This is a genomic window from Tepidimonas sp. HKU77 (assembly GCF_049728535.1).
In the GTDB taxonomy this organism is placed as follows: Bacteria; Pseudomonadota; Gammaproteobacteria; order Burkholderiales; family Burkholderiaceae_C; genus Tepidimonas.
The window spans coordinates 1,958,892-1,985,186 of sequence record NZ_CP187300.1 but is presented as its reverse complement, the minus strand read 5'-3'; the positions used below and the strand labels follow the sequence as shown (position 1 = coordinate 1,985,186).

At 66.8% G+C, this 26,295-nt stretch carries 25 protein-coding genes; 9 read left to right on the top strand and 16 right to left on the bottom strand.

The window, feature by feature from the left end; translation table 11 throughout:
* Both ACPP3B_RS09600 and ACPP3B_RS09595 read right to left on the bottom strand, forming a co-directional pair.
* The gene (locus ACPP3B_RS09600) at positions 1–636 is read right to left on the bottom strand and encodes an SCO family protein (protein WP_424858838.1); all 636 of its coding nucleotides are present in this window, start codon (positions 634–636) and stop codon (positions 1–3) included.
* 93 nt (positions 637–729) lie between these two features.
* The gene (locus ACPP3B_RS09595; protein WP_299021121.1) at positions 730–1,134 is read right to left on the bottom strand and encodes a DUF2946 family protein; all 405 of its coding nucleotides are present in this window, start codon (positions 1,132–1,134) and stop codon (positions 730–732) included.
* A 44-nt stretch (positions 1,135–1,178) separates the two neighbouring features.
* On the opposite strand from ACPP3B_RS09595, the gene ACPP3B_RS09590 reads away from it, so the two are divergent.
* The 8 genes from ACPP3B_RS09590 (at position 1,179) to ACPP3B_RS09555 (ending at position 8,926) form a co-directional block, all read left to right on the top strand.
* A complete protein-coding gene (locus ACPP3B_RS09590) occupies positions 1,179–3,488 on the top strand; it encodes an NADP-dependent malic enzyme (RefSeq protein WP_424858837.1) in 2,310 nt (769 codons plus the stop codon).
* 195 nt (positions 3,489–3,683) lie between these two features.
* Entirely contained in the window at positions 3,684–4,715 is a 1,032-nt protein-coding gene (locus ACPP3B_RS09585; RefSeq protein ID WP_299021114.1) for an ABC transporter substrate-binding protein, read from the top strand.
* A gap of 5 nt (positions 4,716–4,720) precedes the next feature.
* On the top strand, positions 4,721–5,557 hold the full coding sequence (locus ACPP3B_RS09580) for an ABC transporter ATP-binding protein (protein ID WP_424858836.1): 837 nt from the start codon (positions 4,721–4,723) through the stop codon (positions 5,555–5,557).
* A 28-nt stretch (positions 5,558–5,585) separates the two neighbouring features.
* On the top strand, positions 5,586–6,353 hold the full coding sequence (locus ACPP3B_RS09575) for an ABC transporter permease (RefSeq protein ID WP_424858835.1): 768 nt from the start codon (positions 5,586–5,588) through the stop codon (positions 6,351–6,353).
* Between the two features lie 88 nt (positions 6,354–6,441).
* Positions 6,442–7,317: a prepilin peptidase gene (locus ACPP3B_RS09570; RefSeq protein ID WP_424858834.1), complete on the top strand. Its 876-nt coding sequence runs from the start codon at positions 6,442–6,444 to the stop codon at positions 7,315–7,317.
* Positions 7,317–7,922 (top strand): dephospho-CoA kinase, encoded by a 606-nt coding sequence (gene coaE, locus ACPP3B_RS09565; protein ID WP_424858833.1) that lies wholly within the window; start codon positions 7,317–7,319, stop codon positions 7,920–7,922. Before ACPP3B_RS09570 ends, coaE begins: the two co-directional genes overlap by 1 nt.
* Positions 7,923–7,929: 7 nt before the next feature.
* Positions 7,930–8,688, top strand: coding sequence for a cell division protein ZapD (zapD, locus tag ACPP3B_RS09560; protein ID WP_424858832.1), 759 nt, complete (start codon positions 7,930–7,932; stop codon positions 8,686–8,688).
* Positions 8,689–8,719: 31 nt separating this feature from the next.
* Positions 8,720–8,926: a DNA gyrase inhibitor YacG gene (locus tag ACPP3B_RS09555; RefSeq protein ID WP_424858831.1), complete on the top strand. Its 207-nt coding sequence runs from the start codon at positions 8,720–8,722 to the stop codon at positions 8,924–8,926.
* Positions 8,927–8,933: 7 nt separating this feature from the next.
* Here the strand turns inward: ACPP3B_RS09555 and ACPP3B_RS09550 are convergent, their stop codons facing one another.
* From ACPP3B_RS09550 to ACPP3B_RS09525, 6 genes are all read right to left on the bottom strand, one after another.
* On the bottom strand, positions 8,934–9,395 hold the full coding sequence (locus tag ACPP3B_RS09550; RefSeq protein ID WP_424858830.1) for an NUDIX domain-containing protein: 462 nt from the start codon (positions 9,393–9,395) through the stop codon (positions 8,934–8,936).
* A 19-nt stretch (positions 9,396–9,414) separates the two neighbouring features.
* Positions 9,415–10,293 (bottom strand): ATP-binding protein, encoded by an 879-nt coding sequence (locus ACPP3B_RS09545; RefSeq protein WP_424858829.1) that lies wholly within the window; start codon positions 10,291–10,293, stop codon positions 9,415–9,417.
* A 5-nt stretch (positions 10,294–10,298) separates the two neighbouring features.
* Entirely contained in the window at positions 10,299–11,534 is a 1,236-nt protein-coding gene (gene argJ / locus ACPP3B_RS09540) for a bifunctional glutamate N-acetyltransferase/amino-acid acetyltransferase ArgJ (protein WP_424858828.1), read from the bottom strand.
* 17 nt (positions 11,535–11,551) lie between these two features.
* Positions 11,552–14,308 (bottom strand): preprotein translocase subunit SecA, encoded by a 2,757-nt coding sequence (secA, locus tag ACPP3B_RS09535; protein ID WP_424858827.1) that lies wholly within the window; start codon positions 14,306–14,308, stop codon positions 11,552–11,554.
* A gap of 189 nt (positions 14,309–14,497) precedes the next feature.
* Complete coding sequence (locus ACPP3B_RS09530) at positions 14,498–14,800, bottom strand: hypothetical protein (RefSeq protein ID WP_424858826.1); 303 nt, start codon at positions 14,798–14,800, stop codon at positions 14,498–14,500.
* Positions 14,782–15,093, bottom strand: coding sequence for a PQQ-dependent sugar dehydrogenase (locus tag ACPP3B_RS09525; protein WP_424858825.1), 312 nt, complete (start codon positions 15,091–15,093; stop codon positions 14,782–14,784). The genes ACPP3B_RS09530 and ACPP3B_RS09525 overlap by 19 nt, the downstream gene beginning before the upstream one ends.
* A 201-nt stretch (positions 15,094–15,294) precedes the next feature.
* On the opposite strand from ACPP3B_RS09525, the gene rpoH reads away from it, so the two are divergent.
* Positions 15,295–16,245 (top strand): RNA polymerase sigma factor RpoH, encoded by a 951-nt coding sequence (gene rpoH, locus ACPP3B_RS09520; RefSeq protein ID WP_299023035.1) that lies wholly within the window; start codon positions 15,295–15,297, stop codon positions 16,243–16,245.
* Positions 16,246–16,260: 15 nt separating this feature from the next.
* Here the strand turns inward: rpoH and lysS are convergent, their stop codons facing one another.
* From lysS to ACPP3B_RS09480, 8 genes are all read right to left on the bottom strand, one after another.
* Positions 16,261–17,811, bottom strand: coding sequence for a lysine--tRNA ligase (gene lysS / locus ACPP3B_RS09515; RefSeq protein WP_424858824.1), 1,551 nt, complete (start codon positions 17,809–17,811; stop codon positions 16,261–16,263).
* Between the two features lie 113 nt (positions 17,812–17,924).
* The gene (locus ACPP3B_RS09510; protein WP_424858823.1) at positions 17,925–18,653 is read right to left on the bottom strand and encodes an ABC transporter ATP-binding protein; all 729 of its coding nucleotides are present in this window, start codon (positions 18,651–18,653) and stop codon (positions 17,925–17,927) included.
* A gap of 1 nt (position 18,654) precedes the next feature.
* Positions 18,655–19,425 carry an ABC transporter ATP-binding protein gene (locus ACPP3B_RS09505; protein WP_299023028.1) on the bottom strand — a complete coding sequence of 257 codons (771 nt, stop codon included), beginning with the start codon at positions 19,423–19,425 and terminating at the stop codon, positions 18,655–18,657.
* A 10-nt stretch (positions 19,426–19,435) separates the two neighbouring features.
* Positions 19,436–20,536 carry an ABC transporter permease subunit gene (locus ACPP3B_RS09500; protein WP_424858822.1) on the bottom strand — a complete coding sequence of 367 codons (1,101 nt, stop codon included), beginning with the start codon at positions 20,534–20,536 and terminating at the stop codon, positions 19,436–19,438.
* Between the two features lie 25 nt (positions 20,537–20,561).
* On the bottom strand, positions 20,562–21,491 hold the full coding sequence (locus tag ACPP3B_RS09495) for a branched-chain amino acid ABC transporter permease (protein ID WP_299023025.1): 930 nt from the start codon (positions 21,489–21,491) through the stop codon (positions 20,562–20,564).
* A gap of 258 nt (positions 21,492–21,749) precedes the next feature.
* Complete coding sequence (locus ACPP3B_RS09490; protein WP_299023023.1) at positions 21,750–23,066, bottom strand: replication-associated recombination protein A; 1,317 nt, start codon at positions 23,064–23,066, stop codon at positions 21,750–21,752.
* Entirely contained in the window at positions 23,063–23,722 is a 660-nt protein-coding gene (gene lolA / locus ACPP3B_RS09485; protein ID WP_424858821.1) for an outer membrane lipoprotein chaperone LolA, read from the bottom strand. Before lolA ends, ACPP3B_RS09490 begins: the two co-directional genes overlap by 4 nt.
* A 53-nt stretch (positions 23,723–23,775) precedes the next feature.
* The gene (locus ACPP3B_RS09480) at positions 23,776–26,211 is read right to left on the bottom strand and encodes a DNA translocase FtsK (RefSeq protein WP_299023020.1); all 2,436 of its coding nucleotides are present in this window, start codon (positions 26,209–26,211) and stop codon (positions 23,776–23,778) included.
* Positions 26,212–26,295 lie beyond the last annotated feature (84 nt).

Here is a 26,295-nt window from a genome sequence, read left to right as displayed (position 1 = left end):
CTACCCGCCGCTGGCGCTTTCGCGCAGCAGAGCAGCCACGTCATGGGCGTAATCCTCGGCCGACTGCTCGTGCTTGAGCACGATGCGCAGCCGCCCTTGCGGGTCGATGAGATAGGTTTGCGCGGAGTGATCCATGGTGTAGCTGCTACCGGTGGGGACCTTGGCGTAATACACCTTGAATTCGCGCGCCGCTGCGGCGATCTCGTCCGGCGTTCCGGTCAGCCCCAGAAAGCGAGGGTGAAACGCGGCCAGGTACTCGCGCAGCAGCGCGGGCGTGTCGCGCTCCGGGTCCACGGTGACGAACAGCAACTGCACCCGGTCGGCGTCGGGCCCCAGCCGCTGCATGACCTCCGCCGCGCGCGCCAGCGATGTCGGGCAAACGTCTGGGCACTGCACGAAGCCGAAGAACAGCATCACGACCTGGCCACGAAAATCGGCCAAGGTGCGTCGCTGCCCGAACTGGTCGGTCAGCTGTAACTCACGCCCATAGGGCGCGCCGGTGACGTCGATCCCCCGAAACGCGGGGGTGGGCGAGCGGTCGCAGGCGGCAAGTCCCGCTGCGACGATCATGCACGCGGCCGCAAGCCCAAGCACCCGGCGACGGCCCGGCGCGTGCGCATCGTTTGTCGATGCCATGGATCACTCCTGTCCAACGGCCCGCCATCTGGCGGACCTCTGCGTCAGGCCACTCCGACCCGCCACCTAGCGGGCCGAGGGTTGGCCGCCCAATCAGCGCAGAGACGGCGACAGGAGCGGTGGCGCGTGCGGCTGGGGACGCCACCAATGATCTTCGTCCAAAGCAGAAGCGATGGGCGCGTCGGCAAGGGTAATGGCTACCGCGAAGGCGACCGGCGCGACGTGCTCACCCGGTGGAACGTTCCACGCTCCCGCGTGCAACAGGCACCAGTCGCACGCCATGGCAGCCATCGCCGGCGCTGTAGGGGTACTGCCGACGTCCGCCGCACCGTCCGTCGGCGCACCGGCAGACACCCAGACGACACCGGTACTGGTGCAAATCTCGATGCGCTCGACCCTCTCGTCCACCCACACCCGTGCGAGTGCTGGGGACAGCGACGTCCACAGCACGGCAATGAGGGCCAGCCAATAGGGCCAGCGGTAGGCGGGTCGATGCATGGCTGATTTATTATAGGTCGGCATATTTTTGACCGCCATCCATCATGACCCCTGCCGAACAAGCCCTGCGCGACGCCGCACTCGAATACCACCGCACCCCCACCCGTGGCAAGATTTCGGTCACGCCAACCAAGGCGCTGTCCAACCAGCGCGACCTCAGCCTCGCCTACTCGCCCGGAGTGGCGTACCCTTGCCTGGAAATCGCCGCCGACCCCCACAAGGCCGCCGACTACACCAGCCGCGCGAACCTGGTGGGTGTGATCACCAACGGCACCGCGGTGCTGGGTTTGGGCGACATTGGCCCGCTGGCAGGCAAGCCGGTGATGGAGGGCAAGGGCTGCCTGTTCAAGAAATTCGCTGGCATCGATGTGTTCGACATCGAGCTGGCCGAGAAAGACCCCGACAAGCTCGTCGACATCATCGCCGCGCTGGAGCCGACGCTGGGCGGCATCAATCTGGAAGACATCAAGGCACCCGAGTGTTTTTATATCGAGCGGCGACTGCGTGAGCGCCTGCAAATCCCCGTCTTTCACGACGACCAACACGGCACGGCCATCATCTCCGCAGCGGCGCTGATCAACGCGCTGGAGCTGGTGAGCAAGCCCATCGACGCAGTGCGTATCGCGGTCTCGGGCGCGGGCGCGGCCGCGATCGCGGTGCTAGACCTCTTCGTCGCGCTCGGTGCCCAGGCGGACAACATCCTGGTGTGCGACTCCAAGGGCGTGATCCACGACCAGCGCGAGGACGCGCTCGCCGGGCGACTGGACGAATCCAAACGCCGCTACTGCCGCCGCACCGACGCGCGCACGCTGGCTGACGCCGTGCGCGGCGCGGACGTCTTTTTGGGTTGCTCCGCCCCTGGCGTGCTGAGCGCCGAGATGGTGCAAACCATGGCCGAGCGACCCATTATCTTGGCGCTGGCCAACCCCGAGCCCGAAATCCGTCCCGAGGTGGCCAAGGCCGCGCGGCCCGATTGCATCATCGCCACCGGGCGCTCGGACTATCCCAACCAGGTCAACAACGTCCTGTGCTTTCCGTACATCTTCCGCGGTGCGCTCGACTGCGGGGCCACGCGCATCACCGACGCGATGAAGCTGGCTTGCGTGCGCGAGATCGCTGCGCTGGCCAAGGCCGAAATCAGCGACGAGGTGGCTGCCGCCTACGCCGGGCAAGAACTGCAGTTCGGGCCGGACTACCTCATCCCCAAACCCTTCGACACGCGGCTCATTCTGCGCATCGCGCCGGCGGTGGCGCAAGCGGCAGCGGATTCGGGCGCGGCCACCCGCCCGATCGCTGACATCGAGGCCTACCGCGACAGCCTGCAGCGCTTCGTGTACCAAACCGGTATTTTGATGCGCCCGGTTTTCAGCGTGGCCAAAGCCGCCCAACCCAAGGCGCGCGTCGCCTACGCCGACGGCGAGGACGAGCGCGCGCTGCGCGCGGCCCAGTTGGCGCTGGAAGAAGGTATCGCCCAGCCGATCCTGATCGGGCGCCCCGCCGTGATCGAAGCCCGCATCCGCAAGGCCGGCCTGCACCTACGCCTGGGCGTGGACGTGGAGAACGTCAACCCCGAAGACGACCCGCGCTTTCGCCAGTACTGGGAAACCTACCACCATCTGCTCAAGCGAGACGGCGCCACGCCCGAGGTGGCCAAGGCCGCGGTTCGGCGCTCCAACACCATCATCGGCTCGCTCATGCTACGCCTGGGCGACGCCGATGCGCTCATCTGTGGACTGGTGGGTACCTACACCACCCATCTGGAGCGCATCGATGCCATCCTGGGGCGTCAGCCCGGTGCGTCGCTCTATGCCGCGCTCAACGCGGTCAACACCGACCGCGGCCCTATCTTTATCACCGACACCTACGTCAACGAAGACCCGAGCGCCGAGCAACTGGCCGAGATCGCCGCCATGGCGGTGCTAGAGGTGCAGCGCTTCGGCATCGTGCCCAAAGTGGCGTTTCTGTCGCACTCCACCTTTGGTTCGTCCAAACGCGCCAGCGCCCGCAAGATGCGCGCGGCGCGCGACCTGTTCGTGGCCGCCCACCCCGACATCGAATGCGACGGCGAGCTGCACGGCGACGCAGCGCTCGACCCCGGGATTCGGCAACGCTTCCTGACCGACTCCACGCTGTCGGGCAGCGCCAACCTGCTGGTGTGCCCCAATCTGGATGCGGCCAACATCCTCTACAACGTGATGAAAACCACGACCAGCGGCGGCGTCACGGTTGGCCCCATCCTGATGGGGGTGGCAGGCGCGGCCACCATCCTGACGCCTGCGGCGACGGTGCGGCGCGTGCTCAATATGACGGCGGTGGCCGCCGCGCGCGTGCGCTCGGCGCCCGCGCCGACCTGAGCGACGGGACGCCGGGTCGGTGCAAGGCCGCACCAGCGTGGTGCAGCGGTGCGGGTTTCCACGGGTTCCGGCAGCGCCCGTCTCGCGAACAATGCGGGGCATAGCGTCCGCCTGGCATCGGTTTTGCATGGGTGGGCTGTCTCAGCGCTGCCCTTAGCGGGCCGCCGTTCACCCTTGACCCGTTGGAGAGTCCCCATGCACAAGCGCCAGTTCCTCCGCACCGCAGCCGCCCTCGTGGCGGGCACGCTCGCCGTCGGTGTCGTCCACGCGCAAAACAAGCCCATCAAGTTCCAGCTCGACTGGCGCTTCGAAGGGCCCGCCGCGCTCTTTCTGCACCCGGTCAGCAAGGGTTATTTCCGGGATGCCGGCCTGGACGTGACGATCGATGCCGGCAGCGGGTCGGCGGGCACGGTCACACGCGTGGCCTCCGGCACCTACGACATGGGTCTGGCCGACATGGCGGCGCTGATGGAGTTCCATGCCAACAACCCCGACGCCCCCAACAAGCCAGTGGCCATCATGATGGTCTACAACAACACCCCCGCGGCGGTGTTGGCCTTGAAGTCGTCGGGCATTCGAAGCCCGAAGGACCTGACCGGCAAAAAACTGGGGGCACCCGTCTTTGACGCGGGACGCAAAGCCTGGCCGATTTTCGAAAAAGCCAACGGCGTGGGGCCGGTTTCCTGGACGTCGATGGACCCACCGCTGCGCGAAACCATGCTGGTGCGTGGTGACGTCGATGCGATCACGGGTTTTTCGTTCACGTCACTGCTCAACCTGGAGGCGCGCGGCGTCAAGACCGAGGACATCGTCGTGCTGCCGTATGCACAGTATGGGGTCAAGCTCTACGGCAACGCCATCATCGCCAGCCCCAAGCTGTTGCGCGAACATCCGGCCGCGGTGCGCGCCTTCTTGGCAGCCTTCGCCAAGGGGGCGGGCGAGGTCATGGCCAACCCCGCAACCGGCATCCAGGCGGTCAAGGCCCGCGACGGCATCATCAACACCGACCTGGAGCTGCGCCGGCTGCGGCTGGCCATCGACTCGGTCGTGGCCAGCCCCGACGCGCGCGCCGAAGGCTTCGGGCGCGTCAACCCTGGCCGCCTGTCGCTGATGGCCAGTCAGGTTTCGGACGCCTACCAAACCAAAACCCGGGTCGACGTCAGCAAAGTGTGGGATGGTTCATTCCTCCCCGATGCGCGCGTGCTCGACGTCCTGCCCAAGCGCTGAACCCCATGACGACAACCACTGCGCACGAAACCGACCCCTTCGTCGTCTTCGATGGCGTGTGGCTGGCGTACACCCCGGCGCTGCAGGCGCAGGGGGTGTACGCCGTAGAGGACATCCACCTGACGGTGCGCCGCGGCGAATTCATCGCCATCGTCGGCCCCTCGGGATGCGGCAAATCCACGTTCATGAAGCTGACCACGGGGCTCAAACGCCCGTCGCGCGGCACCATCTGCGTCGACGGTCGCCCTGTGGACGGGCCGCTCAAAATCTCCGGTATGGCGTTCCAGGCGCCGTCGCTGCTGCCCTGGCGCACCACGCTAGACAACGTGCTGCTGCCGCTGGAGATCGTCGAGCCCTACCGCAGTCAGTTCAAGGACCGCCGACGCGAGTTCGAAGAGCGCGCGCGGCGCCTGCTGGCCTCGGTGGGGCTGGAGGGCTACGAGCACAAATACCCGTGGGAACTCTCCGGTGGCATGCAGCAGCGCGCCAGCATCTGCCGCGCGCTCATTCACGAGCCCAAGATGCTGTTGCTCGACGAGCCCTTCGGGGCGCTGGACGCCTTCACGCGCGAGGAGCTGTGGTGCACGCTGCGCGATTTGTGGGAGGCGCAGCGCTTCAACGTCATTCTGGTCACGCACGACTTGCGCGAATCGGTCTTTTTGGCCGACACCGTCTATTGCATGAGCAAGAGCCCCGGTCGGTTCGTGGTGCGGCGCGACATCCCGATTCCGCGCACGCGCGATCTGGAGGTCACCTACTCGGCCGAATTTACCGACATCGTGCACGAGCTGCGCGGCCACATCGGCGCCATGCGCCGGCCCGGCGTGCCCCTGCAGCAGTGATGGCTTTTCCTTTCTTCCCACCCGCCACATGAACCGTCGCATCGTCGAGCGCCTGTCGCCCCTGCTGCTGCTGATTGCCCTCATCGTCGTCTGGGAGGGCATCACACGCGAGCTGCAAGTCTCGGAGTTCATCTTCCCCAGCCCCTCGCGCATCTGGGCGCAAACCCTGGAGCATCACACGGCCATCTTGGGGCATGCCTGGCGCACGTTTTGGGTCACGATGGCGGGCTTTGGCATCGCCATCGTGGTGGGCGTATTGCTGGGTTTTCTGTTGGGCTCGTCGCGCCTGGCCTATGCGGCGCTGTACCCCCTGATGACGGCGTTCAATGCGCTGCCCAAGGCGGCGTTCGTCCCCATCCTGGTGGTCTGGTTTGGCATCGGGGCGGGCCCGGCCATCCTGACCGCCTTCTTGATCAGCTTCTTTCCCATCATGGTCAACATCGCCACCGGCTTGGCGACGCTGGAGCCGGAGTTGGAAGACGTGCTGCGCGTGCTGGGGGCACGGCGCTGGGACGTGTTGACCAAAGTCGGCCTGCCGCGCTCGATGCCGTATTTCTTCGGCTCGCTCAAGGTGGCCATCACGCTGGCCTTCGTCGGCACCACCGTCTCCGAGATGACCGCTTCCAACGAAGGCATCGGCTACCTGCTCATTTCCGCCGGCTCGTCGATGCAGATGGGGCTGGCGTTTTCGGGGTTGATCGTCGTTGGCCTGATGGCGATGATCATGTACGAGCTGTTCAGCTGGCTGGAAAAGCGCATCACGGGCTGGGCACACCGCGGCAGTCAGGCGGCATGAACAAGGTCCGATGCGAGGCTGCCTCGGCGCGTGACGAGACGTTACACTGCCAGCTTTCGTGCTTTTGCGCGAACGATCCGCTGTCACCATGTCTGCTGACCCCTCCTTCCTTCTGCCCAGCCCATGGGGGCTGGTTGTCGCCGTTTTATTCGGCTTGGTCATCGGCAGCTTCCTCAACGTGGTCATCCACCGCCTGCCGCTGATGCTGCAGCGGCGCTGGGCGGACGAATGCGCGGCGCTGCAGGCCAGCGCCACGGAAGCACCCGCAGCACCACAAGGCGCGCCGTTCAACCTGTGGGTACCACGCTCGCACTGTCCGGCGTGTCAAACCCCCATCCGGTGGGTGCATAACATCCCATTGCTGGGCTGGCTGGTGCTGCGGGGGCGGTGTGCCGCGTGCGGCGCCGCCATTTCATGGCGCTATCCGCTGGTGGAACTGGTCACGGGGGTGGCTTTCGCGTTGGTCTTTGCCCGCTACGGCGCCACCGGAGCCACACTGGCCTGGTGGGGGTTCGTGGCTGCCGTGCTGGCGCTGGCCCTCATCGACTGGGACACGACGCTGTTGCCCGACGACATCACCTTGCCGCTGACCTGGGCCGGTCTGATCGCCGCCAGCCTGGGCTTCAGTGGCGTGACGCTCACCGACGCGCTGTGGGGCGCGGTTGCGGGCTATCTGTCACTATGGGCGGTGTATTGGGCATTCAAGCTGGTCACCGGCAAGGAAGGCATGGGCTACGGCGACTTCAAATTGCTGGCCGCCCTCGGCGCCTGGTTGGGCTGGCAAGCCCTCATCCCGCTGGTGCTGGTGGCCTCGGCCTTGGGGGCCGTGGTCGGACTGGCCATGAGGGCGCGCGACGCCCTGCGCGAGGGCCGCTACGTGCCGTTCGGGCCGTTTCTGGCGTTTGGCGGGCTGCTCGTGTGGGCGATGGGGCCGGGGGCGATTCTGGCAGTGTTGGGGTTGTGATGGGCGCTCCTTTGCGCATCGGTCTGACCGGCGGCATCGGCAGCGGCAAAAGCACGGTCGCCGCCATGCTGGCAGCGCTGGGTGCGACCGTGGTCGATGCGGATGCCATTTCACGTGCCTGCACCGCGCCCGGCGGGGCCGCGATCGAGCCCATTCGCGACACCTTCGGCAACGCCTTCATCGCGCCCGACGGCGCGCTCGACCGTGACCACATACGTGCGCTCGTCTTCCGCGACCCCGAGGCGAAAGCGCGGCTGGAGGCCATCATCCACCCGCTGGTGCGAGCGGAAATCGACCGCCGCATCGCGGCCTGCACGACCGACACGGTCGTGCTCGACCTGCCGCTGCTGGTCGAATCGCCCCGCTGGCGCGAGCGCTGTGACCGCGTCTGGGTGGTGGACTGCACGCCCGAGACGCAAATCGAGCGCGTCATGGCGCGCAGCGGCTGGCCACGCGAGCAGGTGCTGGCGGTGCTGGCGCTGCAAGCCAGCCGTGCACAACGGTTGGCGGCAGCGGATGTCGTGATCGACAACGACGGCGTCGATCTGGAGACCCTGCGCGCGCGCGTGCGCGCCGCGTGGGAGCGACGCCGATTGCCAGTATGATGCCCGCGTGATTCTGTACGAATACCCCTTCAACGAGCGCATCCGTACCTACCTGCGCCTGGAGCATCTGTTGCTGCGGCTCGGTGAGCTGCTGGCGCGTGCGCACCCACTGGATCACCACTTCGCGATCCAGACGCTGTTCGAGATCATGGAGGTGGGCGCGCGCGCCGACCTCAAATCCGAGATCCTGAAAGATCTGGACCGGCACAAGCAGGTCTTCGTGGGCTATCGCGGCAATCCCGCCATCTCGGAGGTGGCGCTGGAGCAACTGATCGCGCGCATCGACACCTGTTACGCCACGCTGCGCGACGACGAAGGCAAGGCAGGACATGCGCTGGCGGGTATCGAGTGGCTCAGCGCCGTGCGCAACCGCATCACCATTCCCGGCGGCACGTGCGCGTTCGACCTGCCGGCCTATCATGACTGGCAGCACCGGCCCGCGCCACAGCGCCAGGCCGATTTGGCGCGCTGGGCGGGCGAGATTGCCTGTCTGGCCGAGCCGATCCACCTGCTGCTGCAGCTGCTGCGCGAGTCGGCCGTCGCCCAAAAGGTCTTTGCGACGCAGGGGCACTATCAGCAAAGCCTGCCGCAAAGCCGCACCTTTCAGCTGCTGCGGGTGTGGCTCGACCCCGCACTCGGGCTGATCCCCGAAATCAGCGGCAATCGGCTGCTGTTTTCGGTGCGGCTGCTGCGGCGCACCGACGAAGGACGACTCGAACACGCCGCGGACGCCGAGGCCGAGTTCGAAGTGCATTTGTGCGTGTAACCGATGCGCTTGCGGCATCCCGATACCGTTCATGACGCAGCCGTTCACTCCCCGCACCGTCACCTGCCCCACCTGTAGCGGGCCGTCGCGCTACGCGCCGGACAACCCGTGGCGCCCGTTTTGCAGCGAGCGCTGCAAACGCATCGACCTGGGGGCTTGGGCCAGCGAGCAGTTTCGCGTGCCCGACCCCGCGCCACCGGTCCAAGACCCCAACGCCGACGATACCCGCCTGCACTAAAGCCGGCTCAGGCCCGGGCGGGCGGACGCGGCGGATCGGTCTCGAACCAGGCCAGCACCGGCACCGTGCCCGGCAAGAGCGGCCCCACACTCACGGGCAAGCGCTGCCAGGCGTGGGTCTGCCCTTCGCGCATGTGCAGCGTGCCGTGCCAGTCATAGACACGGCAAAAATGCAGCCGCACCAGCGCGTGGGGGTAGTCCACCACCTGTTCGCGCCACGGGTGGACGTCGCCCACGGTCACGCCGATTTCCTCCTGCAGCTCGCGGCGCAGGGCCTGCGCCACGGTCTCTCCGGGCTCGACCTTGCCGCCAGGAAACTCCCAGTAGCCGGCATACGCCTTGCCAGGCGGCCGCGTGGTCAACAAGAAGCGCCCTTCGGCATCGATCAACACGCCCACGGCCACCTCGGTCACGGACCGCGCGCTGGCGTGGCGCGGCTGCTGCGGGTCGGCCACCAGCACTTCGGTCATCGCACGACTCCCCGCCCCGTCAAGCCGACGCATCGGCCTGACGGCCCACATAGTCGCGCGCAAACTGGTAGGCCACGCGCCCACTGCGCGAGCCACGCTCCAGCGCCCACACCAGGGCCTGCGGGCGTGCCGCCTCGATCGCCGCTTCGTCCACACCGTAGTGCCGCAACCACTGGCGCACCACGGCCAGGTATTCGTCCTGGCTGAAGGGGTAGAAGCTCACCCACAGTCCGAAGCGCTCGGACAGCGAGATTTTTTCTTCCACCGCCTCGCCTGGGTGGACCTCACCGTCGTCGGTGTGGGTGACGGCGAGGTTCTCGCGCAGGTACTCCGGCAACAGGTGGCGCCGGTTGCTGGTGGCATAGATCAGCACGTTGGGGCTGGCCGCGGCCACCGACCCATCGAGCATCGATTTGAGCGCCTTGTAGCCCGACTCACCCTCCTCGAAACTGAGGTCGTCGCAAAAGACGATGAACCGCTCGGGCCGTGGCGCGACCACGTCGACGATGTCGGGCAAGTCGGTCAGGTCGGCCTTGTCCACCTCGATCAAGCGCAGCCCCTGGTCGGCGTAGGCGTTGAGGCAGGCCTTGATGAGCGAGCTCTTGCCCGTACCGCGCGCACCGGTCAGCAGTACGTTGTTGGCGGGCAGCCCGCGCACGAAGCGCTCGGTGTTGCGTTGGATCTTGGCTTTTTGCTCGTCGATCTGCTGCAGGTCCTCGAGCCGAATCGTTGCCACGTGCCGCACCGGCTCCAGCACCCCGTGCGCGCCGCGCTTGCGGTAGCGAAAGGCGATCGAGGCGCCCCAGTCGGGCGCGCCCAACGGCTGCGGCAGGATGGATTCGAGGCGGGCGATCAACGCCTCAGCCCGCATCAGCAGGCGCTCGATGGGCTCGTTCATGGCCTTTAGCTGCGGTAGTCGGCGTTGATGCTGACGTAGTCGTGGCTCAGGTCACAGGTCCAAACCGTCTCGGCCGCGGGGCCACGCCCCAGGTCCACGCGCACGGTGATTTCGCTCTGCTGCATCACGCGCGCGCCGTCTTCCTCGCGGTAGCCTGGGTGACGCCCCCCGCGCGTGACCACGTGCACGTCGTCCAAGAACAGCTCGATGCGGCTCTGGTCCAGGTCATCGATGCCGGCGTAGCCAACCGCGGCCAGGATCCGGCCCAGGTTGGGGTCGCTGGCAAAGAATGCCGTCTTGACCAGTGGCGAGTGCGCGATCGCATACGCCACCTTCAGGCACTCGTCGGCATCGCGCCCGCCTTCGACGCGCACCGTGATGAATTTGGTCGCGCCTTCGCCATCGCGCACGATGGCGTGCGCCAGTGTACGCGCCACGTCGGTCAGCGCCGCCAGCAGCGCCTGTCCGTTCGGGCTGTCCAGGGACACAACGGGCGGGTTGCCCGCACGCCCCGTGGCCATCACGATGAACGAGTCGTTGGTCGAGGTATCGCCATCGACCGTGATGCGATTGAACGATGCGTCGGCCACGCGCCGCGTCAGCTCCGGCACCAAGTCAGGGGCCACAGCCGCATCGGTGGCCACGAACCCCAGCATGGTGGCCATATTCGGCCGAATCATGCCCGCCCCTTTGGCGATACCCGTCACCGCCACCGGCACACCCGCGACGGTGGCCCGCGCGCTGGCCGCCTTGGGCACGGTGTCGGTGGTCATGATGCCCTCGGCCGCGCGCAGCCAGTGGGCGCCGTCGGCGGCCGCGTCGGCGATGGCCGCGCCCAGCCCATCGACGATGCGCTGCACCGGCAGCGGCTCCATGATCACGCCGGTGGAAAAGGGCAGGATCTCCTCGGGCGCCAGGTCGAGCTTTTGCGCCAGCGCGATGCACACGGTGCGCGCGTCGATCAGCCCTTGCTCCCCTGTGCCCGCGTTGGCGCAGCCGGTGTTGATGACCAGCGCACGGATGCCCACCCCTGCGGCCAGATGGTCACGGCACACCTGGACGGGCGCGGCGCAGTAACGGTTGCGGGTGAATACGCCGCCCACCGCGGTGCCGGGGTCGAGCAGCACGACCGTGAGGTCCTTGCGGTGGGCTTTGCGCACACCGGCTTCGGTCACCCCCAGGCGCACGCCCGCCACGGGCAGCAAGGTCTGGGGATCAGGGGCGGTCCAATTGACGGCCATGGGTCGACTCCTGCCACTCAGCTGAGCTTACCGTGGCAATGCTTGTACTTCTTGCCACTGCCACACGGGCAGGGGTCGTTGCGCCCGACACGCGGCACGGCGGGGGCCGCCGGCTGGCTCAGCAGGCCCTGGTCGGCGGTGGTCTCGGCTTCGCCGGTCTCGGTGGGCGCGGTGTAGGTCACGTTGCTCAGCCGCTCGGCGTGCTGCTCGAGCTGCTGCGCCGCGTCGCTGACCTGCTCGGGCGACTGCACTTTAACGTTCATCAGGATGCGCGTGACCTCGTCGCGCACCGCGTCGAGCATCTGGGCAAAGAGCTGGAACGCCTCGCGCTTGTACTCCTGCTTGGGCTGCTTTTGCGCGTAGCCGCGCAGGTGGATGCCCTGGCGCAGGTAGTCCAGCGCCGCCAGATGGTCGCGCCAGTGGCTGTCGAGGGTTTGCAGCAGCACGACACGCTCGAACGGTGTGAACGCCGCGCGCCCCGCCTGCGCCACCTTGGCCTCGTAGGCCGCGTGCGCAGCCTCGACCACGCGCCGCACGATGTCCTCGTCGTCCATCGCCTCGGCGCGCTGCAGCTCGCCCACCAAGTCCAGCGTCAGGCCGTAATCCTCGGCCAATGCGCGCTGCAGGCCGGGCAGGTCCCACTGCTCTTCCACGCTGCCGGCCGGCACGTACTGCCGCACCAGGTCGGTGAGACACCCTTCGCGCAGCGCGGCCACTTGGGCTGACAGGTCCACGGCGTCGATGATGTCGTTGCGCTGCTGGTAGATGACCTTGCGCTGGTCGTTGGCGACGTCGTCGTATTCCAGTAACTGCTTGCGGATGTCGAAGTTGCGCGCCTCGACCTTGCGCTGCGCACTTTCGATGCTGCGCGTGACGATGCCGGCCTCGATCGCCTCGCCCTCGGGCATCTTGAGGCGGTCCATGATCGCGCGCACCCGGTCGCCCGCGAAGATACGCATGAGCGGATCATCCAACGACAGGTAAAAGCGTGACGATCCGGGGTCGCCCTGGCGCCCGGCACGCCCGCGCAACTGGTTGTCGATGCGACGGCTCTCGTGGCGCTCGGTACCGATGATGCGCAACCCCCCCAGCGCCTTGACCTTCTCATGGTCGGCTTGCCACTGGGCGGTCAATTGCTCGATGCGCTGGCGCTTGGCCGCCTCGTCCAGCGCCGGGTCGGCCTCGACGGCGGCGATCATCTTCTCCAGGTTACCCCCGAGCACGATGTCGGTGCCGCGCCCAGCCATGTTGGTGGCGATGGTGATCGCACCCGGGCGGCCCGCCTGCGCGATGATTTCGGCCTCGCGCGCGTGCTGCTTGGCATTGAGCACCTCGTGTGGCAGGCCCTCGCGGCGCAGCATTTGCGACAGCAGCTCGGAGTTTTCGATCGAGGACGTGCCCACCAGCACCGGCTGGCCGCGTTGGTGGCACTCCCGGATGTCGGCGATGACGGCTTGGTACTTCTCCGCCACCGTCTTGTAGACCCGGTCTTGCTCGTCGCGCCGCTGGCTGGGCTTGTTGGGCGGGATGACCACCGTCTCTAGCCCATAAATCTCCTGAAACTCGTAGGCTTCGGTGTCGGCGGTGCCGGTCATGCCGGCCAGTTTCTCGTACAGGCGGAAATAGTTTTGGAACGTGATCGACGCCAGCGTCTGGTTTTCGGGCTGGATGGCCACGCCCTCCTTGGCCTCCACTGCCTGGTGCAGGCCATCGCTCCAGCGCCGACCCACCATCAGCCGGCCCGTGAACTCGTCGACGATCACCACCTCGCCGTTTTGCACCACGTAGTGCTGGTCGCGGTGGTACAGATGCTGCGCCTTGAGCGCCGTCACCAAATGGTGCAGCAGCGTGATATGGGACGGGTCGTACAGCGATGCCCCCGCGGGCAGCAGGCCAGCTTGTGTGAGCAATTCCTCGGCCCGCTCGTGGCCTTGCTCGGTCAGGTGGATTTGGTGCGACTTCTCATCGACCGTGAAGTCGCCCGGCTCGATCACGCCTTCGCCTGTGCGCGGGTCGGCCTCGCCGATCTGGCGCTTCAGGTGCGGCACCAGGGTTTTGATCTTTTGGTACAGCTCGGTGTGGTCCTCGGCCTGGCCGCTGATGATGAGCGGCGTGCGCGCCTCGTCGATCAGGATCGAATCCACCTCGTCCACGATGGCGTAGTGCAGCCCGCGCTGAACGCGGTCGCGCGCCTCATAGACCATGTTGTCGCGCAAGTAGTCGAAGCCGTATTCGTTGTTGGTGCCGTAGGTGATGTCGGCAGCGTAGGCGGCTTGCTTTTGCTCGCGCGACATCAACGGCAAATTGACCCCGACGCTCAGCCCCAACCACTGGTAGAGCTTGCCCATCCACTGCGCGTCGCGGTTGGCCAAGTAGTCGTTGACGGTGACCACATGCACGCCCTTGCCGGTCAGCGCGTTCAGGTACACCGGCAGTGTCGCCGTCAGCGTCTTGCCCTCACCGGTGCGCATCTCGGCGATCTTGCCCTGGTGCAACGCGATGCCGCCGATGAGCTGCACGTCGAAGTGGCGCATCTTCATGACGCGCTTGCTCGCCTCGCGCACGGTGGCGAATGCCTCTGGCAGCAGCGCATCGAGTGACTCGCCATTGGCCAGCCGCTGGCGGAACTCGGCCGTCTTGGCCTGCAGTTGCTCGTCCGTCAGCATGGCGTACGAGGCTTCCAGCGCATTGATGCGCTCGACCGTCTTGCGGTAGCTCTTGAGCAGCCGATCGTTGCGGCTGCCGAAAATCTTGGTCAGAAAAGGGATGGCCATACAAACCCCACCGCACGGCCCGCCAGGCGTGCGGCTCAAAGAAAACGATGACGAGGTCGCCACCCCGCCCACGGCGGCGCGCAACCGATACCGAGCCCGCGGCACAGCGGCGCCCCGGGTCAGTCATATGGCCATTGTAGCCCTGTAGCAAGTCGCACCGTGGAACCTGCCGGCGCCCTGCCGGCGCGGCTATGTCGATCGGCCCGCCACGCGCACCTGCAGCACCTGCACCTCGGCATTGGCCGCACGCGCCGCCGCCAGCAGCACAGGGGTGAGCTGGCGCACCTTGGCCGCCACCGATGGATTGGCCGCCAGCAGGCACCACACACCTTCCTCCAGCGGACCCGCCGTCACCAAGGGCCGCAGCGCCGGGGGCAAATGCACGGCCACGCGCTGTAACAGGCGGCGCGAGGCCCAGGCGCGCTCGGCCACATCGGCCAGCACCGGGTGCGCGCGCACCGCCTGTTGCAAGGTCAGGACATTTCGGGACATATCCACCAAGTGTACGCGCAGCGCCGCGTGTGGTCTCTAAGCCGGTCAGGGCGCTGGCAACAACCGCAGCAGCCGTCCGGCGCCTCCACGATGCGGTAGCCAAAGTGCAATCGGCCCTCGTGCCGTGGCCGCTGCCGAAAGATGACCTGCACCTCCTGCAAGCGGGTCGCATCGGGTGCCAGCACCGCGCGCGCCAGCGCGGTCGCGTTGCCCTCTCCGTCCGCGCCGGGCTCGGCAAAACAGAAATAGAGCCAGCCAAGCCAGCGCTCAGCGGCCCACGCCACGCCACGCACGGGCGTCTGCTGCCCAACCCAAAAAACGCCAGATCACTGCCATGGGCGCAGCGTCGCCGAATGGCGGTGGGGCGTCAAGCCCGGGCAGCGGCATTTCCCTGGCGGGATGTTGGGCATCGCGCCCATCGCTTGGGGAACTTGGACGACTGGCACTCGATCAAAGAGAGTGCTAATATGGAAACCCACAGGAGAGGAGATCCCATGTCCACGACGCTTGCCCTCGCCCCGGCCACCCAGACGCTGCCGGCCGCCTCGTGGTCGAGCCGCGCGCTCGTGTTGCCACCGCTGGGCAACCTGGATGCCTACATCCGCGCCGTCAACCAGATCCCCATGCTCAGCGCGGAGGAGGAGCGCGAATGCGCCCGGCGCTGGCGCGAGCAACAGGATTTGGAGGCCGCCGGCAAGCTGGTCATGTCGCACCTGCGGCTGGTGGTGGCGATTTCGCGCCAGTACCTGGGATACGGCCTGCCGCAGGCAGACCTGATCCAGGAGGGCAACATCGGCCTGATGAAGGCTGTCAAGCGCTTCGACCCCGCGCAGGGGGTGCGACTCGTCAGCTACGCGGTGCACTGGATCAAAGCGGAGATCCACGAGTTCATCCTGCGCAACTGGCGCATGGTCAAGGTGGCCACCACCAAAGCGCAGCGCAAGCTGTTTTTCAACCTGCGCTCGCTCAAGCGCGGCTTCAAGGCCGACGCCGATGACGATGCCGTGGGGCGCGAACGCCTGACGGAGGCCGAGATCGACACCGTCGCCCGCGAATTGAACGTGCGTCGCGAAGACGTGATCGAGATGGAAGCCCGCCTGTCGGGCACGGACGTCGCGCTCGACCCGCTGCCGCAGGATGACCAAGAAGACCACCACGCCCCCATCGCGTATCTGGCCGATCAGCGCCACGAGCCGACGGCGGTGCTGGAGGCGCGCGAACGCGAGCGCCTGAGCTCGGAAGGCATCGAGCACGCGCTGGCCCAGTTGGATGAGCGTTCGCGGCGCATCGTCACGGCGCGCTGGTTGCAGGTCAAAGACGATGGCAGCGGCGGCGCCACGCTGCACGAGCTGGCAGAGGAATTCGGCGTCAGCGCCGAACGTATCCGCCAGATCGAGGCCGCGGCGCTCAAGAAGCTGCGCAAGGCGTTGGAGGCGTACGCCTAAGCCCTGGCCGGCCCCTCACTCCTCGCGCCGCAGCGCGGGGAACAAAATCACGTCGCGGATGCTGGGGCTGTCGGTCAGCAGCATGACCAGGCGGTCGATGCCGATGCCACAGCCGCCTGCCGGCGGCATGCCGTACTCCAGCGCGCGGATGTAGTCGGCGTCGAAGTACATCGCCTCGTCGTCGCCCGCGTCCTTGTTGGCCACCTGGGCGTGAAAACGGGCGGCTTGGTCTTCGGGGTCGTTGAGCTCGGAAAAGCCGTTGCCCACCTCGCGCCCGGTGATGTAGAGCTCGAAGCGCTCGGTGATGCTAGGGTCGGTGTCGCTCGCCCGCGCCAGCGGCGAAATTTCGGTCGGATGGTTGCAGATAAACGTGGGCTGCCAGAGCTTGTCCTCGACCGTCTCCTCGAAGTACAACACCTGCAGCCCGGGCAGGCTGCGGCGATCGAGCCGCTCCTTGACGGGGTCGACCCCCAGGCGGCGCAACTGCTCGCGCAACCAATCCGGGTCGTCCACGCGCTCGCCCGCGTCGGTGTGGCGCAGGATGGCTTCGCGAATGGTCAGGCGCTCGAACGGGGCGTCGAGGTCCACGTCGCGCCCCTGGTAGACCAGCCGGCCGCTGCCGCACACGGTGTGCGCTACGTGCCGGATGAGCCGCTCGGTGAAGGCCATCATGTCCACGTGGTTCCAGTACGCCGCGTAGAACTCCATCATGGTGAACTCGGGGTTGTGGCGCACACTGATCCCCTCGTTGCGGAAGTTGCGGTTGATCTCGAACACGCGATCGAACCCGCCCACCAACAGCCGCTTCAAGTACAGCTCCGGCGCGATGCGCAGGTACATGTCCTGATCGAGCGCATTGTGGTGGGTGACGAACGGCTTGGCGTTGGCCCCGCCAGGAATGGGATGCAGCATGGGGGTCTCGACCTCCAGAAACCCGTGCTGCACCATGAAGTCGCGCACCGCGGTGACGGCCTGGCTGCGCGCCACGAAGCGCTGGCGAGCCGCGACGTCGGTCATCAGGTCGACGTAGCGCTGGCGGACCTTGAGCTCCGGGTCATGGACGCCATGGAACTTGTCCGGCAGCGGGCGCAGGCTTTTGACGATCAAGCGCAGGCGGTCGGCTTTGATCGAGAGCTCACCCGTACGGGTTTTGAACACCGTGCCTTCGGCGTACAGGATATCGCCGAGATCCCAGTGTTTGAAGCTTTCATAGGTGGCCTCGCCCAGTGCATCCTTGGTCAGGTAGAGCTGGATGCGCCCCCCGGTCGGGCCGAACGAGGCGTCCTGGATGGTGGCAAAACTGGCCTTTCCCATGACGCGCTTGAGCATCATGCGCCCAGCGACGCTCACGCGCGCCTGCAGGGGTTCGAGCAGCTCGTTGCTCATGTGGCCGTATTCGGCCTGCAACCCTTCGGCCGTGTGTTGCGGACGCACGTCGTTGGGGAACGCGGGCCCCGCCCCCTGCGCGGCGGCGGCGCGCAGCGCCTGCAGCTTTTCGCGGCGCTCGGCCATCAGCTGGTTTTCGCTGGCGCCGTCGGCGGGGGTTCGATGCTCGTGATCGGTCATGGCTGTGCACGAAAAGAAAGGGTCCTGCGGTGGGTACCGCAAAACCCTCGATTGTAGGCTCCGCCCGGGATCGACCCGCCGTCGGTGGGTGCCCAGCTGCGTAGCCCCGAGTGTCAGGCGATCGCGGCTTCGCCCAGGTACGCCGCGCGCACCTTGGGGTCGTCCAGCATGGCTTTGGCCTCACCGACCATGATGATCTCGCCCGAGTCCATGACGTAGCCCCGGTCAGCCACCTGCAGCGCGCGGCGAGCGTTTTGCTCCACCAACAGCACGGTCACGCCCTGCGCGTGCACGTCGCGCACCACCTCGAAGATTTTGTCCACCATGATGGGCGACAGGCCCATCGACGGCTCGTCGAGCAGCAGCAGCTTCGGCCGGCTCATGAGGGCGCGTGCCATGGCCAGCATCTGTTGCTCCCCGCCCGACATGGTGCCCGCGAGCTGGTCACGGCGCTCCTTCAGGCGCGGAAACAGCTCGAACATGCGGTCGATGTCACGCTGGATCTCGGCCTTGTCGTCGCGCACGTACGCGCCCATGAGCAGGTTTTCGGTGATGGTCATGCGCGTGAACACACCTCGCCCCTCGGGCACCATGGCCAGGCCGCGCTTGACCAAGTCCCACGAACCCATACCGCGAATGGGCTGGCCCTGGTAGGTGATATCACCGGCCTCGGCCAACAACATGCCGGTGATGGCCTTCATGGTCGTGGTCTTGCCCGCGCCGTTGGAGCCGATCAGGGTCACCAGCTCGCCCTCGCGCACCTCCAGATCGATACCCTTGACGGCCTTGATGCCGCCATACGAAACCTTCAGACCCGTGACTTTGAGCAGGGTATTGGCCATTTCAGTGTCCTCCGGTGCCCAGGTAGGCCTCGATGACCTTGGGATTGCGCTGCACCTCCGCCGGTGTGCCCTCGGCGAGCTGCTTGCCGTAGTCGAGCACGGTGACGCGGTCGCACAGCCCCATGACGAGCTTGACGTCGTGCTCGATGAGCAGGATCGTGCGGTTGTCGTGGCGGATGCGGTCGATCAGCTCGCGCAGCTGCACCTTTTCGGTGGCGTTCATGCCCGCGGCCGGTTCATCCAGCGCGATCAGCTTGGGGTCCGTCGCCAGCGCACGCGCGATCTCGAGGCGCCGCTGGTCGCCGTACGACAGCGTGCGCGCCTTGTAGTCGGCGTACTTGGCGATGCCCACGTACTCCAGCAGCTCCATGGCTCGCTCGGCGATGGCTTTTTCTTCGCCCTTGAAGCGCGGCGTGCGCAGGATGGCGTCGATGATGTTGGAGCGCGTGCGCACATGCCGGCCGACCATGACGTTTTCGAGCACGGTCATTTCGGCAAACAGGCGGATGTTTTGAAAGGTGCGCGCGATGCCCGCCTTGGCCACTTCATGCACCGCCGTCGGGGTGTACGGTTTGCCGTCGAGCTCGAAGGTGCCGCTGTCAGGCGTGTACAGCCCGGTCAGCACGTTGAAGAACGTCGTCTTGCCCGCGCCGTTGGGGCCGATCAGGCCATAGACCTGGCCGCGCTTGATTTCGATGCCGACGTCCGAGAGCGCCTGCAGACCGCCGAAGCGCTTGGAGACGCCGCTGACTTTGAGAATAGTGTCGGTCATGTCGGGCTCCTCACTTGCTCAGCGACTTGCCATGCTCGGGCGCGGGCCACAGGCCGCGCGGGCGCAGCAGCATGACGATGATCATGGCCAGCGCGATGAGCAGCTGACGCAGGATCTCCGGCGCGAGCCGCCCGTCGGTCAGATGGTGCAGCGGCCCCGCCATATGGCGCAGCAGCTCGGGCAAGCCCGCCAGCAACAGCGCACCCAAGATCACGCCCGGGATGTGGCCCAGTCCCCCCAGCACCACCATCGCGACGATCATCACCGACTCCATCAGGATGAACGACTCGGGATAGACCCCACGCATGAGCGAGGCAAACAGCACACCGGCCACGCCGCCGAAGGTGGCGCTAGTACCAAACGCCGCCAATTTCAGGTTGCGCGTGTTGATGCCCATCGCCTTAGCGGCGATTTCATCCTCGCGAATCGCCATCCAGGCGCGGCCGATGCGCGAATCCTGCAAGCGATACGCCACCACCACCGTCAGCACCACGAAGAACAGAATCAAGTAGTAATACATCGTGACCGACTGGAAAGTGAAGGTCCAATCGCCGAGCGACATCTGCAGCGGCTGCGCCATGTTGTGGCCGAACACCGTCACCGCATCGACGCCCGCGATACCCTTGGGCCCATTGGTGATGTTGATTGGGCGGTCCAGATTGAGCATGAAGATACGCACGATCTCGCCGAACCCCAGCGTCACGATCGCCAGATAGTCACCGCGCAGCTTGAGCACCGGGTAGCCCAACAGCAGGCCCGTCAAGCCCGCCAGTAGCGCTGCCAGGAAGATCACGATCCAGAAGCTGATGTGCAGCCCGTTGGGGAACATCGCGGCGATGGCGGGAAAGTTGTCCGCCAAGTGACTCGACGCGAGCAGGGCGTACAGGTAGGCGCCGACGGCGAAGAACGCGATGAAGCCCAGATCAAGCAGGCCGGCGAAGCCCACCACGATATTGAGGCCCAACGCCAGCATCACGTACAGCAGCGCCACGTCGACGATGCGCACCCACGAATTGCTGCCGGTGGCTTGCAACAGCAGCGGCAGCACCAGCAGGCCAACGGCCGCCAGCGCGAACACCATCAGCTTGGTAGAGGTTTTCGATTGACTCATGTTCATCTCCTTGCGTGCGGCCACGTCAGGCACGATCCGCCACGCGCTCGCCCAGCAGGCCGGAGGGGCGGAAGATCAGCACGATGGCCAGCACGATGAAGGCGAAAATGTCGGAGTACTGGCTGCCCAGAAAGCCGCCGGTCAGCGGCCCCAGATAGCCCGCCCCGAGCGACTCGATGAGGCCCAGCGAGATGCCGCCGACGACTGCCCCCGCCAAGTTGCCAATACCGCCAAAGACGGCCGCAACGAACGCCTTGAGGCCCGGCATGAAGCCCATGGAATGCTGCACCGTGCCATAGTTGGACGCCCACATGATGCCCGCAATGGCCGCGAGCATCGCACCGATGATGAAGGTGGCGGAGATCACCACGTCGGGCTTGATGCCCATGAGGCCAGCCACTCGCGGGTTTTCCGCCGTGGCACGCATCGCACGCCCCAGGTTGGTCCTGTTGACCACGAACATCAGCAGCGACAACACAATGGCCGTCGTGGCCAGAATCATCACCTGCGTCGGCGAGATCACCGCGCCGCCCAGATGGAAAGGTTCGCTCGGCAGCAGCGTCGGGTACGACTTGGGGTTGGGCTTCCAGATGATCATCGCCAGCGTCTGCAGCAAGATGCTCATACCGATGGCGGTGATCAGGGGCGCCAGCCGGGGGGAGTTGCGCAGCGGCTTGTACGCGAGCTTTTCGATCGAGAAGTTGAGCACCGCGCACACCACCATCGAAATGAGTGCGGCCAAGATCAGCAACGCCCAACCGGGCATGCCGGGCATGGCCTCGCGCGCCTGAACGATGATGGTCCAGCTGGTCAGCGCGCCAATCATGAGCACGTCACCATGGGCGAAATTGATCAGCCCGATGATGCCGTACACCATGGTGTAGCCCAGCGCCACCAGCGCGTACATGCTGCCCAGGACCAGACCATTGATGATCTGCTGTAGCAATACATCCATGAGAGCTCTCCGTGATGAGGAACCACCAACCCCAGCGGCGGCTGGCCACCCGGGCTAGCAAAAAACCCGCCAGTTCCGGCCGGGATCGGGCCTTGGGGCGGGTTCGGTGGGCGCGATTGTAGCCAAGGGCCCGTGGCGTACCGCTGCGTGTTTGCCCTAGGCTGCCCGTCAAAACCTAGGGTTTACCCTGCAAACTTCGGGCCGCCGACACCTGTTGTACGACTTTCATCAATACAAGTGACGGAACATTAGTCCGGCTTATTTAGCATCCTCCACCGGCGCCTGACCCGCCACGGCCTGCGCTTGACGCGCCCGCAGCTCGGCCAGTCGCTCGCCGATGCGGATCTCCAAACCACGAGGCACCGGTTGATAAAACGTGGCCGACACGCCGTCGGGGAAGTAGCGCTCGCCCGCGGCGAAGGCATCGGGTTCGTCGTGCGCATAGCGATAGCCTTCACCGTGACCCAGTGCCTTCATGAGCCGCGTGGGTGCATTGCGCAGGTGCAGCGGCACCGGCCGGGTGCCCTCGCGCGCCACGAAGGTGCGCGCCGTCTGATACGCCCGGTAGACGGCATTGCTCTTGGGCGCCACCGCCAGGTAAACCGTGGCCTCGGCGAGCGCCAACTCGCCTTCGGGACTGCCCAGGCGCTCATATACCTCCGCTGCGTCGAGCGCCAGGCGCAGCGCGCGCGGGTCGGCCAGCCCGATGTCCTCGGCGGCCATGCGGATCAGGCGCCGTGCCAGGTAGCGCGGATCGGCCCCACCGTCGAGCATGCGCACCAGCCAGTACAGCGCCGCATCCGGATCCGAGCCGCGCACGCTTTTGTGCAGCGCGCTGATGGTGTCGTAGAACTGGTCACCGCCCTTGTCGTAGCGGCGCAGGCGCTCGCCCAGCGTGCGCAGCAACCAGGCCTCATCCACCCCCGACAGGCCTTGGGCTCGCGCGGTCATGGCGACCGTCTCCAGCGTGTTCAGCAGTCGCCTGGCGTCGCCGTCGGCGTAAGCCACCAGCCGCTGGCGGGCCGCCGCGTCCAGCGCGGGCACTTCTGCCGTGGCCAGTGCGCGGTCGATCAAGGCTTGCAAGTCGGCATCGGCCAGCGGCTGCAGTACATACACGGTCGCGCGCGACAGCAGCGCCGCGTTGACTTCGAAACTGGGGTTTTCCGTCGTGGCACCGACGAAGGTGAACAGGCCGCTTTCCACGTGCGGCAAAAACGCGTCCTGCTGTGCTTTGTTGAAGCGGTGCACCTCGTCGACGAAAACGATGGTGGGCTGGGGATGCAGCCCGGCACGCGCGGCTTCGGCCCGCTCGACCGCATCCCGGATATCTTTCACGCCGCCCAGCACCGCACTGATGGCGATGAACTGCGCATCGAACGCGTCGGCCATCAAGCGCGCCAGCGTTGTCTTGCCCACGCCAGGCGGCCCCCACAGGATGCAGCTGTGCGGTCGGCCACTCTCGAAGGCCAGCCGCAGCGGCATGCCGTCGCCGAGCAGGTGGGCCTGACCGACGACCTCGCCCAGGCTGCGCGGGCGCAGCCGCTCGGCCAGCGGGACGTGCGTGACCGCGGTCACGGACGCAGTACCTCAGCCCCTGCGGGTGGTTGGAAGCGAAAGCTCGCTGCGGTCAAACCCGCTGCCCGCTCCAGCGGACCGAAGCGCATGACCGACCGCTGGCCAAAGCTGTCCAGAATATCGAGCACTTCGAGTTCGCCTTGCCGAAAGCCGATGCGGATGCGCTGCACCTGGCCATCGCGCGCCTTGGGCACCGCCTCCACCCAGCGCAGACCGTCTTGCGGCGGGGCTTCGGACAGCGTAAACGCCTGGCGCACCGAGCGCAGGTCGGCTGCCGCGGCCAACAGCGCCGCCGGCGTGTTGCCCAGCACCTCGGCCTGACGGCGCGCCGTGACCTGGTTGAGGTCCGGGTCGTACAGCCACAGCGTCTGCCCATCGGCCACGATGAGCTGCTCGAATGGCTGCGTGTAATGAAAACGGAAGCGGTCCGGGCGCAAAAAGGTGAACTCCCCCCGGCTGGTGCGGGTGCGGGCCACGGTTTCCCCATCGCGCAGCGGGGCCGTCACCGTTTGCGTAAACGTTGCCCGCCCCTGCTGTACACCAGCCAGGAATGCCTCCAACTCACGCAAGCCGTCAGCGGCGTGCGCGGGCCACGCGAGCCATCCCGCAGCGGCCAGTGAGGCGGTCAGGGTCGACAAAACACGGCGTCGGTTCATGGGTGTTGGAAGCTTTGAAGGGGGTGCGGGTTCCGATGAGCGTTGTCACGCGCTCACTCGGGCCGCGAACCCACCAGAATGTCGCGCTGGCCGCTGGCGGTCAACGCACTGACCAAGCCGGCTTTTTCCATATCCTCCAGCAGCCGCGCAGCCCGGTTGTAGCCGATCTTGAGCTTGCGCTGCACGTAGCTGATGCTGGCCTTGCGGTCCTGCAGCACGATGGCCACCGCCTGGTCGTACAGCGGGTCCTTTTCGCCTGCGGCATCGCCCTCGCCCGCCGCGTCCGGCCCGCCCAGGCCATCGCCGCCGGCGTGTTCCAGCACGTCGTCGATGTAGTCGGGCTCGCCGTAGCGTTCCTTCAAAAACGCCACCACGCGGTGCACCTCGTCGTCGCTGACGAAAGCGCCGTGCACCCGGGTCGGGAACCCCGTGCCGGCAGGCAGGTAGAGCATGTCGCCCATGCCGAGCAGAGCTTCGGCACCCATCTGGTCCAGGATGGTGCGGCTGTCGATGCGGCTGCTGACTTGGAAGCTGATGCGCGTCGGGATATTGGCCTTGATGAGGCCGGTGATGACGTCCACGCTGGGCCGCTGGGTGGCCAGAATGAGGTGGATGCCTGCGGCGCGCGCCTTTTGCGCCAGGCGGGCAATGAGCTCCTCGATCTTTTTGCCCACCACCATCATCAGGTCTGCCAGCTCGTCGATGACGACGACGAGGTAGGGCAAGCGCTGCAGCGGCTCGGGCGCTTCGGGCGTGAGGCTAAACGGGTTGGGAATGGATTCGCCGCGGGCCGCGGCGTCGTCGATCTTGGCGTTGTAGCCGGCCAGGTTGCGCACGCCCAGCTTGCTCATGAGGCGGTAGCGCTTTTCCATCTCGGCCACGCACCAGTTCAGGCCGTTGGCGGCCTGCTTCATGTCGGTCACCACGGGCGCGATCAGGTGCGGGATGCCTTCGTAGACGCTGAGCTCGAGCATCTTGGGGTCGATCAGCAACAGCCGCACATCTTTCGGCTCGGCCTTGTACAGCAGGCTCAGGATCATGGCATTGATGCCCACCGATTTGCCCGAGCCCGTGGTGCCCGCCACCAAGCAGTGCGGCATCTTGGCCAGATCGGCCACCACGGGGTGGCCCGCGATGTCCTTGCCCAGGCCCAGCGTGAGCAGGCTCTTGGCCTCGTGGTAGACCTGGGAGCCCAGAATCTCGCTCAAATGGATGGTCTGGCGGCGCGCGTTGGGCAACTCGAGCGCCATCAGGCTCTTGCCCGGAATCGTCTCGATCACGCGGATCGACACCAGCGACAGCGAACGCGCCAAATCCTTGGCCAGGTTGACGATCTGTGAGCCTTTGACGCCAGTGGCAGGCTCGATCTCGTAGCGCGTGATCACCGGGCCGGGCTGGGCCGCCACCACCCTCACCTCGACCCCGAAGTCGGCGAGCTTTTTCTCGATCAGGCGGCTGGTCATCTCCAGCGTCTCGGGCGCCACGGTCGTGGGCTGGCGCGCCGGCGGGTCGAGCAGATCCAACCGTGGCAGCGGCGATTCGCCCTCGGCGAATAGGGCTTGCTGGCGTTCCTTGACGACGCGCGCGCTGGGCTCGACGGCGGCAGCCGCGGGCTCGATCTGCAGCCGCGCGCTCTTGGGCGGTGTCGGGGGCGGTGCCTCGTCGCTCGTCGCCGACGCGGTGTCGGCATCGGACGTCGGCACAGCCGCGGCGTCCGGCGGCAGATGCGGTTCGTGCGCGGGGTGGGCCGCGCGCGCCGCGGCTTCTTCGCGGCCGCGCTCGCGCGCCGCCCGCTGGCCGATGCGCACATCCTCGTCACGCTCGCGGCGCTCGCGCCAGGCTTCGATCCCATGGTCGATCGCCGCGCCCACGCGCTCGGCCACCTGCGCCCACGAAAAGCGCAACACCACCGCCACCGACACCGCCCACACGCCAATCGCCACCAGGGCGGACCCCGTCTCGCCCAGCCAGCGCACCGCCACCGGCCCGGCCAGCGCACCGACCACGCCACCGGCGACATGGCCGGGCAACCACGCGTCCCAGTGATACAGCCGGCTCCACTCGATGACGCAGCTCGACAACATCAGCAACACCAGCGCCAGCGCGTAGCCCAGACCCCGCCACAGCGGCGTGCGCCACCACGGCACGGGTGCTTGGGGTGGCTGTGTCGGCGCCGCGCGCAGCCAGCGCGCCAGCCCGGCCAGCCATGCGCGCGCGGCGGCCAGCAACAGCCACCAAACCGACGCGCCGAAGACGTAGTACCCGATATCGGCCACCCAGGCCCCGAGCCGCCCTCCCCAGTTGCGCCACCCCACCCCCGTGCCCGAGGTGGACCATGCGGGATCGGCGGGATGGTGGCTGATCATCGCCAACCACCAAAACCCCAGCACCACGGCACCCAACAGCAAGGCGATCTCTTGCGCAAAACGCATCCAGCCCCGGCCGGGCGCGGCCAGATCGGCGTTGAGGGCATTGACGGATCGACTCATGGGGACAGACGAAGGTTGATGCGCACCCCGAAGCTTAACCCGGCTTGGCACCCGCCGACGACCACCCGTGCACCCATGGTCATG